We start from the raw sequence: 9,866 nt of genomic DNA, 5'->3' as shown, positions 1-9,866 counted from the left end.
AAATTAAGCAAGGGCTTCTTGATGACTATATTTGTGAGCAACTTCGTTGCCCTTCGGTTAGGTTTGCGTAAGTCCTAGATAAGTTTTCAATACAAAATATTACGTATTATTAGGATAATTTTAACCGCTACTAAATTTCGCCAGCAATTTTGATGCAATTATTTGGAAAAGCAATCATGCAAGCAGACAATATTTCTCTTTCTCGTAAAAAATGGGCAATCACCGTGCGTCTATTCCACTGGCTCGGTGCATTACTGATCTTATCTGCATGGATGACAGCAGAAGTTTTTGACAATATGAGCTTACACCGCTCTATCGGTATCAGCATTTTGCTGTGGATGGCTGCACGCTTGATTAATCGTTTCTTGGTCAAAGCACCGCCTGCACCAGTGATGCCAAAATGGCAAACAGGAATGTCACACCTTGCACATACAGGTTTGTATCTATCTATGTTGGCGATGCCGATATCAGGCTTATTGATGATGATGTATGCAGACCGTGAAACACATTTCTTTAATCTCTTCACTGTACCTGTTTTGGTTACACCAAACGATGAATATGCCGAACTGTTTGAAAAATTACATAACGATATCTGGTGGGTAATTTTACTGTTTTTACTGGGTATGCACGTTGTTGGTGCTTTATATCATCAATTTATTCAAAAAGATGGCTTGATCAAGCGTATGCTCTAAATAAAATTAACCTTATTATCATCTTTAGAAAGTATCTAAATATTATCATTTGGATGCTTTTTTATTTTATCTTTCTACTCCAATTGAATAAATCTCATTTATCCTAAATTTAACTTGGCAAAAACATATTTTTTCAGTACTATATCGTGCACTGGTGAGGTGTCCGAGTGGCTGAAGGAGCACGCCTGGAAAGTGTGTATACGTTTGCGCGTATCGAGGGTTCGAATCCCTCTCTCACCGCCAAATCAATATTGCATGACACTGCATAACACTACAAAATCAAACAAAAACAACGATTTATTAATTTTACTTGTGTCATGTTGTATCATCAAATATCATATAATCGCAACAGTATAACGGTATATTTCCCCAAAAATCTTTATAACGGTACATGATACCGCTAAGCAAGAAAAATATACCGTTATCCACCCTTGAAAGCCTTATACAGCAATGATTTTAAAATACCGTTATAACAACCCAAACACACACACTAAAAATGAGCATACATTCATGGCTAGAAGTAACCAATTAAACAAATTAACCGACATTCAAGTTAAAAAGCTCAAAGACCCAAAAAAATATAGCGATGGGGGCGGTATGTATTTGCATATCACAGCACAAGGGGGCAAATACTGGCGGATGGATTATTACCGACCTATCAGCAAAAAACGCAATACCCTACCTTTTGGCACATACCCCGAAATATCACTGGCACAAGCACGCCTACAACGAGATGAAGAAAGGGCATTACTGGCACAAGGTATAGACCCTAGCGAACACAAAAAGGCATTGCAAGACCAAGCCGACCAAGAGAATAAAAACACCTTTGCCAAGTTTGCTGAGCTATGGCTACACAATAGAGAGCTAGAAAAGAAAGTAGATAGCGAAACCGTGCGAAAACTGGATAAAGATATTTTACCCTTTATTGGTGACATACCAATAAGCAAGCTTACTTTGGAACAATTGCAATCGGTGGTTAGTCAGCTTATCGACCGCAACACCTTAGAGAGTGCAAGACGCACGAAATCCATTATCAAGATGATTTTAGACTTGGCAGAGCGTAAACAGGTGATAGACCGCAACCTAGCCAAATTGATTGTCACCCCTACCCCTAAGAAAGGCAATCACACCGCTATAACCAACGAAGCACAATTAGCAGAGCTATTACAAGCTTTATGGCTGTACAGGGCAAATTACCCTAGAGCAAGGGAGATTGTAGAGCTTTGTTTAAAATTATCTGTTTATATTTTTCAGCGTCCAAATGAAATCCGTTATCTACAATGGCAGGATGTGGATTTTGACAAGCAGCAAATCAATATCATTGCAAGCAAAACGCATAATGACCACATCATACCGTTATCGAGCCAAGCCCTAGACATCATCAATCAGATTAAAGCCCTACAGCTTAGCGATGTGTATTTATTCCCTAGCATCAAGCACTATGGCAAAGAACCAGTATTAAGCGAAAACACGTTAGGCGATACTATCAAAAGAGTAGGTTTTAAGGGTATGCAAACAGCACATGGATTTAGGGCAACGGCACGCACGATATTGGAAGAAGAGTTAGGGCAAGACCATGCGATATTGGAAATGCAATTAGCCCACCAAGTCAAAGACCCAAACGGCACGGCATACAATAGAACCAAGTTTATCAAGCAACGTTTTAAGATTATGCAGTTATGGGCGGATTATTTAGATGCTTTACGCTTAGGGCAAGACGTACAGCGGTTTAAGCCTAAAGATGTGTAAAAAATTACATCATGCAATATCAAACAGTGTTAAAATAGCATCAATTCCAGTTAGGAGAATAACCATGATTATTGACCTACAACCGCAAACAGTACAAATCATTATGAATGTTGCTAAGGCTCAAGGCGTTACAGCAGACGAATTATTGCAAAGTGTATTTAAGCCATGCGACCCTACACTAAATAGCGATATTAGCGAAATCAAATTGGACGCAGAGCAAGCAGAATTTGTACAGCAATTGCTAGATAATCCACCGCCACCAAATGCACAAATGCAAAAGCTTTTGGCATTAAGGGGCAATCATGTTTGAGTTATTACAAGCAGGGCATAATAAAAATGCTTTTGATTGTGGTAACGATGCTATTAATCATTATTTGTCACACATGGCAAGTCAGCACATGAAAAAGGGTATTTCTCAAGTCCATGTATTGGCAGATGATAATCAGATACAAGGCTTTTTCACATTATCATCAATCAGCCTAGATAATAGCGAAAATCTAATTAAAGGTTATCCAAAACAGATACCATCTATTTTGATTGGACGTTTAGCGATTGATAAAAATCAGCAGGGCAAAGGATTATCAAACCGTTTAATCAGTGAAGCCTTGTATTTGACCAAACAAATTAGTTTGATTGTGGGTCTAGCGTTTATTGTGATTGATGCTAAAAACGATGATTTAGCCAATTATTATGAACGTTTAGGATTTTATCGTTTACCTAATCAGTTACGTTTATTGTATCCAGTCAATCAGATTTAACCCTTTATGCAAGGCGTAACAACCAAAACATTTTTAGAATTTAGATGTTACACCTTGGATTTACATAATCATTTCAATTAAAAACAATCACTCGGCACCCACACTTCACCGGTCATCAAACGACGTGCAGAACGGCTCATAGATACCTTTTTCGCCACCCACTGCCCATCGACTTGAGCGGATTCACCACCGACCAATAATGTGCCTGATGGATGACCAAAACGTACTTCTGACAATTCACAGCCGCCTGCCGCATCATTGACCAAAGTGCCTTGAATCGTCGCTGCCGTACCAATCGCCACCGATGCTGTACCCATCATCGCATGGTGCAATTGCCCCATACTCATGGCACGAGCCAATAAATCAATGTCGCTGGCATTGACCGCTTTACCGCTAGATGCCGTATAGTCTTTTGGCTCTGCTACCCAAGCGATTTTTGGTGTGTGTTGGCGAGTTTCGGCTTCCTTAATGTCGCTAATCAAGCCCATTTTTACCGCACCGTAAGCACGGATTTTTTCAAGCTTCGCTAGGATTTCGGCATTAGAGTTAATGTCTTTTTGCAATTCTGTACCTGTAAAGCCCAAATCTGTCGCACGCAAGAAAATGGTCGGAATCCCTGCGTTAATCAAAGTCACTTCAAAACTGCCAATCTCAGGCACGTCCAAAGTATCTTTCAAATTACCTGTTGGGAACATCGCCCCATCGCTATCCACTGGATCGATAAATTCGATTTTGACCTCGCTTGCTGGGAAAGTGACGCCATCGAGCTCAAAATCGCCTGTTTCTTGCACTTGACCGTTTTTCATTGGTACATGGGCGATGATGGTTTTGCTGATATTTTGTTGCCAGATACGCACTTCACAGATGCCGTCTGTAGGAATTTTATCCGCTGATACTAAGCCGTTCGCAATCGCAAACGCACCGACCGCCGCCGTTAGGTTACCGCAGTTGCCCGACCAGTCAATCATCGCCTTGTCAATCGCCACTTGTCCGAACAAGTAATTGACATCATGATTTGGCACATCCGTCTTAGACAAAATCACCACTTTAGATGTGCTTGAAGAACCGTTACCCAGTCCGTCAATTTGCTTGCCGTAAGGGTCAGGGCTACCGACCACACGCAGTAGGAAATTATCACGGGCTTGCCCTGCCGTCTGGCAACGCTCAGGTAAGTCGCTTAAATTAAAAAATGTACCTTTTGATGTACCGCCACGCATATAAGTGGCTTTTACGGATGTTTGCATGGTTGTTCCTTTTTTATTTACAGATTAGTTATAAAAGTCTCATAGCTACCAAATTTTGCCTTGTCAATCTTATATTGATTTTGGCTGTTTTTGGTAATAATTACACTATCACAATCTATTAACTCCAAACGCTTTTTAGTTGCAATCTCCCCTTCTTTTAAATTTAATAATTGACGTAATAACCAATCAGCTAATGCCGAATTTGGATTAGTCATCAAAGCTTTTCCATTCTCTTGACAAACTTTTGCATTTAAAATCTTTCCGTCTGGTGTGATTAAATCAAATGGTATATCTCGGCTTGGAAAAAAGTCAGGGAAGTTTTGATGAATTTGTATAGGAATAGGTATATAAACTTCATCAAGACTGCGTTTTCTACCATTTGCATTCCATTGATTCAATCCACTCCTTTCAGGAACTAAACCACTTCGAGTAGAATATAATGGTAATACTACAAACTCTTTTTGTTCCATCTGCTTCTCTTCAGTAGCAATTAAATCTTTCAATCTTAATAATAAGTCATAAGGTTCAGAAATGATCTCAACTGGTAAGGAAAGATAATTATTTGGCAAAAGAAACTTCTTAAATAAAGTGCTTTTGGAAAAACTATAACTATAGTCATGGATAAAATCCGTAAACTCTATACCACTGTCTTTTATTTTCTTAATTTTTATTTTACTCACATCAATTTTAGCATAATTTTCTTCAAATAATCTAAGTTCATTTTCTCTTCTAGTTACCAGATGATAAACTGCTTGATTGACACCATATAATCTGTTAGCAAAATCAATACGTTCATTTCTTGCATTAGCAACTGCAAAAATAAGCTCTTCACCATTTAAATGGCGAAATTCTTTATTAGCTAGCTGATTAAATTCTGCAACTTTTTCTAATTTCTGTTCTTTTTCACAAATAAAGGTTTTCAAACCTATACCAGTTTTTATTCCATCAATTTCCAATAATGCATCAAATGCACTATCATCACGGCTTAAATTTTTTGCTTTCAAGGCATAACAAAATAGATTTTCCGCATTCCTGTAATATAAATAAGGCACTTTATTATCGCTAAACAAACCCGATAATGAAGTCATTACTTTTAACAATTTTAAGTAATCATCATTATATTTAATCATTTTCCATCACCTTAATAATATTTTCGCAAATTCTTCTTACCAAAGGCATTGTTACTGAATTTCCTGCTTGCATATACAACTTGCTATTGGCAATATTAGGCATGATAAACTTATTCATATCATAACCTTGAAATGCAAAACATTCTTTTGGTGTTAATTTACGAATGCCAAAATCGTCTATAATTAAAGGCACATTATGTCCGCCTGTTCCCATGTTAGCTGTCAAAGTAGGACAAAGTCCATTTTTATTTTCACGAACATAAACTCTTCGCCACTGATAAACCGTATCTTTATTATGCATTTCTTGTTTCAATTGTTCATGGTATTTTGAATTAGTGTAATAAAAAATATCATCTTGCTTTTGTTTATCCAAAAAATCATGAATAGTTTTTGTTAACTCAATTTTTTCTGGAAATTTAAAATCAATATTCTTGAATGTATTTTTATCAAAAGCGACAATAAAAATTCGCTCTCGATTTTGTGGAATATTTGCATATTCTGCAGTATTCATTATCTTATAAAAAACTTGATAATTTAATTTATTTTCCAAAACATCTAAAATCACTTTAAATGTATTTCCTTTATCATGTGAAACAAGATTTTTAACATTTTCTAAAAATACAACTTTTGGACGATGTTTTTCAATAATCTGTTCTATATCAAAAAATAGCGTGCCACGACTATCAGAAAAACCTTTTTGGTAACCTGCCACCGAAAATGCTTGACAAGGAAATCCTGCACATAAAATATCAAATTTCTGTGGAATTTGATTTTTGGTTTCATTGAGCGTAATATCACCATAAGGCATCATATTGTGATTAGCAAAATAAGTTTTTTGGGCATTTACATCCCACTCACTTGCAAAAACACATTTTCCCCCAAGCTCTTTCATTGCAAAATGAAATCCCCCGATACCAGCAAACAAGTCAATAAAAGTAAAGTTACGCATAGAAATTATGTTCAGAAGATAAACAGCTTAAACATTATAATCTAGATGGCATAAAAAAGCAGCCACCTAGATTATTTCATTTATTTACTTACTTTTCTGCCAAAAACTCCTTCGCAAACTGTTGCAACACACCACCTGCATTATACGTTTTCACTTCTGCAGCGGTATCAAGACGACAGGTGACTGCCACTTCTACCATCTCGCCATTGGCACGCTCCACCACCAGCGTTACATCACTGCGTGGGGCTAGATTACCAATCACGCTATAGGTTTCTGTACCATCTAGCTTTAAAGTTTTACGGTTTACACCGTCCTTAAACTGCAACGGCAACACACCCATACCGATGAGATTCGTACGGTGAATACGCTCAAAGCCTTCTGCAACAATCGCTTCCACACCTGCCAAACGCACGCCTTTAGCTGCCCAGTCACGGCTAGAGCCTTGACCATAGTCCGCCCCTGCGATGATGATGAGCGGCTGCTTACGGTTCATGTAGGTTTCAATCGCTTCCCACATACGCATCACTTCACCTTCAGGCTCGACACGAGCTTTAGAGCCTTGCTTAATCGTACCGTCAGAGCGAACCACCATTTCATTGAACAGTTTCGGGTTGGCAAGGGTGGCACGTTGAGCGGTCAAGTGGTCGCCACGGTGCGTTGCGTACGAGTTGAAATCTTCTTCAGGTACGCCCATTTTCGCCAAATACTCCCCTGCTGCCGAATCAAGCACGATGGCATTAGACGGCGACAAGTGGTCGGTGGTGATGTTATCAGGCAAGATAGCCAGTGGACGCATATGGCTAAGCGTACGTGGTGCAGCCAAAGCCCCTTCCCAATATGGCGGACGGCGGATATAGGTAGATTGCGGACGCCAGTTGTACAATGGGCTTTCCGATTTTTCAATCTCGCCTAGGTCAAACATTGGGATATACACCTTGCGGAACTGCTCAGGTTTTACCGCTGTTTTCACTAGGGCATCAATCTCTTCATCAGATGGCCAAATATCTTTTAAGTAAATCGCTTTACCGTCTTTATCATAACCCAAGGCATCATTTTCAATATCAAAACGAATTGTCCCTGCGATGGCATAGGCTACAACCAATGGCGGACTGGCTAGAAACGCTTGCTTAGCATACGGGTGAATACGTCCGTCAAAGTTACGGTTGCCCGACAGCACTGCTGTGGCGTATAGGTCACGGTCGATGATTTCTTGTTGAATGGCTGGGTCTAACGCACCCGACATACCGTTACACGTGGTACACGCATAAGCCACAATACCAAAACCGAGTTTTTCCAAATCTTTTAACACGCCTGCTTCTTCAAGGTAAAGAGCAGCCGCTTTTGAGCCAGGGGCGAATGATGATTTGACCCAAGGTTTACGCGTTAAGCCAAGTTCGTTCGCTTTACGAGCGAGTAAACCTGCTGCCACGGTGTTGCGTGGGTTTGATGTATTGGTACATGATGTAATCGCTGCGATAATCACCGCACCGTCTGGCATTAAGCCCCCTTCTTGTATAGGGTCACGGTTCTCAGCCGCTACAGCGATGCCTTTGGCTTTTAAATCACTGGTCGATACACGTGCGTGCGGATTTGATGGACCTGCGATGTTACGAGTCACCGTTGATAAATCAAAACGTAATACGCGTGGATATTGTGCTGCTTTCATATCACTTGCCCACAAGCCAACCTTTTTGGCATATTGCTCCACCAATTGTACTTGTTCGGCATCACGTCCAGTTAGGGTCAGATAGTCAAGGGTATTTTGGTCGATATAGAACATGGCAGCAGTCGCCCCATATTCAGGCGTCATGTTGGAAATAGTCGCACGGTCGCCCACCGACATGCTGTCCGCCCCTTCACCAAAGAACTCAAGGTATGCACCCACCACACGCTCTTTACGCAAAAATTCAGTCAAAGCCAATACGATATCGGTTGCAGTAATGCCTGCTTGGCGTTGTCCGACCAATTCCACGCCAATAATATCAGGCAGACGCATCATCGACGGATGTCCAAGCATCACGGTTTCAGCTTCTAGACCGCCCACGCCGATTGACATCACGCCCAACGCATCGGTATGCGGTGTATGGCTGTCTGTACCCACGCAAGTATCAGGGAATGCCACACGCTTACCGTTTTCATCGGTGCGGTTTTGAATCACTGGCGACATTTTTTCCAAATTGATTTGGTGCATGATACCGTTACCCGCAGGAATCACGTCCACATTTTCAAAGGCGGTTTTTGTCCATTCGATAAAGTGAAAACGGTCATCGTTACGGCGGTCTTCTACCGCACGGTTTTTGGCAAAGGCATCAGGGTCAAAACCGCCATATTCCACCGCTAGCGAGTGATCGACAATCAATTGTGTTGGTACGACTGGATTAACCTTACTTGGGTCACCGCCTTGTTCGCTAATCGCATCACGCAAGCCTGCTAAGTCCACTAGAGCCGTTTGCCCCAAGATGTCATGGCATACCACACGCGCAGGATACCAAGGGAAATCAAGTGTTTGTTCACGGTTAATCAATTGGCTTAAATAATCCGTCAAATGCTCAGGTTCAGCACGACGCACAAGCTGTTCGGCAAGCACTTTTGATGTATAAGGCAAGCCGTCGAAACTGCCTTGTTTGATGTCTTCTACGGCTTGGCGTACGTCATAATAATCTACGCCATCGGTGAGGGTTTTGCGGTATTGGCTCATGGGATTACTCCTTTTTGGCTATCACAATATGTAAAAACTTACTTAAGATTTACACTATATCTCGTACCTTGGATAGTTACTTGATATCTATCTTCAGAATGTTCCTCATCTAAACGGTCATTTAAATCAAAAATTTTATGACAATTAGGGCATAAAGTAAGGATATTACTTAAGCTATCAGATCCTTGTTTAGATTTAGGATTAATATGACAAGTTTCAATATAGAATCCATTGTCTTTGACAGGGATGGATATATCACAAAACTGACATTTATAACCCCTGCATTGTTTTATTAAACTCATTAGATAATTATATCTTTTATAACGCCGACCATTAATTTGAACAAAAACTGCAGTTTCTGCTGAATATTTATTAATCTTATCTAGTAAAGCTTGGTAATCCAAATCTACATCATCTAATAGTGATAATTTTTGTACTTCCTGTTCATCATAAAAATTTTTAATTAGTTTTTGGTATTCTCTTACAGCAGTTTGACCATCTTCAATTGCAATAATGAAGTGATTTAAAGAATCTACTTTATAAAAATTATTTAGTGTTTTATAATTATTCATTAGACCTCTTGCGAAAGTTTTGATATAATGACAAGATGAGATACGAAACAATCAAGGGCTTTAGCGACAGCCAA

At 39.8% G+C, this 9,866-nt stretch carries 9 protein-coding genes and 1 tRNA gene; 5 read left to right on the top strand and 5 right to left on the bottom strand.

The genetic code is table 11. From position 1 onward, the window contains the following. Positions 1 to 176: 176 nt before the first annotated feature. From ACEYX7_RS09600 to ACEYX7_RS09580, 5 genes are all read left to right on the top strand, one after another. Positions 177 to 692: a cytochrome b gene (locus ACEYX7_RS09600; protein WP_374900492.1), complete on the top strand. Its 516-nt coding sequence runs from the start codon at positions 177 to 179 to the stop codon at positions 690 to 692. A gap of 153 nt (positions 693 to 845) precedes the next feature. Beyond that, positions 846 to 935: transfer RNA gene (locus ACEYX7_RS09595), tRNA-Ser, on the top strand. A 267-nt stretch (positions 936 to 1,202) separates the two neighbouring features. Beyond that, positions 1,203 to 2,441, top strand: a complete 1,239-nt coding sequence (locus ACEYX7_RS09590; protein WP_374900490.1) for a tyrosine-type recombinase/integrase — start codon at positions 1,203 to 1,205, stop codon at positions 2,439 to 2,441. A gap of 64 nt (positions 2,442 to 2,505) precedes the next feature. Further along, positions 2,506 to 2,751 (top strand): type II toxin -antitoxin system TacA 1-like antitoxin, encoded by a 246-nt coding sequence (locus ACEYX7_RS09585; RefSeq protein WP_374803305.1) that lies wholly within the window; start codon positions 2,506 to 2,508, stop codon positions 2,749 to 2,751. After that, positions 2,744 to 3,199, top strand: coding sequence for a GNAT family N-acetyltransferase (locus tag ACEYX7_RS09580; RefSeq protein WP_374806703.1), 456 nt, complete (start codon positions 2,744 to 2,746; stop codon positions 3,197 to 3,199). Before ACEYX7_RS09585 ends, ACEYX7_RS09580 begins: the two co-directional genes overlap by 8 nt. 77 nt (positions 3,200 to 3,276) lie before the next feature. Here ACEYX7_RS09580 and prpF read toward each other — a convergent pair whose 3' ends face one another. The 5 genes from prpF to ACEYX7_RS09555 form a co-directional block, all read right to left on the bottom strand. After that, positions 3,277 to 4,443 carry a 2-methylaconitate cis-trans isomerase PrpF gene (gene prpF, locus ACEYX7_RS09575; protein WP_374806702.1) on the bottom strand — a complete coding sequence of 389 codons (1,167 nt, stop codon included), beginning with the start codon at positions 4,441 to 4,443 and terminating at the stop codon, positions 3,277 to 3,279. Positions 4,444 to 4,460: 17 nt separating this feature from the next. Continuing rightward, the gene (locus ACEYX7_RS09570) at positions 4,461 to 5,573 is read right to left on the bottom strand and encodes a phospholipase D-like domain-containing protein (RefSeq protein ID WP_374803299.1); all 1,113 of its coding nucleotides are present in this window, start codon (positions 5,571 to 5,573) and stop codon (positions 4,461 to 4,463) included. Beyond that, complete coding sequence (gene dcm, locus ACEYX7_RS09565) at positions 5,566 to 6,522, bottom strand: DNA (cytosine-5-)-methyltransferase (RefSeq protein ID WP_374803297.1); 957 nt, start codon at positions 6,520 to 6,522, stop codon at positions 5,566 to 5,568. The genes ACEYX7_RS09570 and dcm overlap by 8 nt, the downstream gene beginning before the upstream one ends. 88 nt (positions 6,523 to 6,610) lie before the next feature. Further along, positions 6,611 to 9,220 (bottom strand): Fe/S-dependent 2-methylisocitrate dehydratase AcnD, encoded by a 2,610-nt coding sequence (gene acnD, locus ACEYX7_RS09560; protein WP_374900489.1) that lies wholly within the window; start codon positions 9,218 to 9,220, stop codon positions 6,611 to 6,613. A 38-nt stretch (positions 9,221 to 9,258) separates the two neighbouring features. After that, positions 9,259 to 9,792 carry an HNH endonuclease gene (locus ACEYX7_RS09555; protein WP_374900487.1) on the bottom strand — a complete coding sequence of 178 codons (534 nt, stop codon included), beginning with the start codon at positions 9,790 to 9,792 and terminating at the stop codon, positions 9,259 to 9,261. Between the last annotated feature and the right edge of the window lie 74 nt (positions 9,793 to 9,866).

This window comes from Hubeiibacter jixunmingi (genome assembly GCF_041928215.1).
Taxonomy (GTDB): domain Bacteria; phylum Pseudomonadota; class Gammaproteobacteria; order Pseudomonadales; family Moraxellaceae; genus Acinetobacter.
Note: the sequence above shows the minus strand (reverse complement) of the source record. Positions and strands in the feature narration are given on the sequence as shown.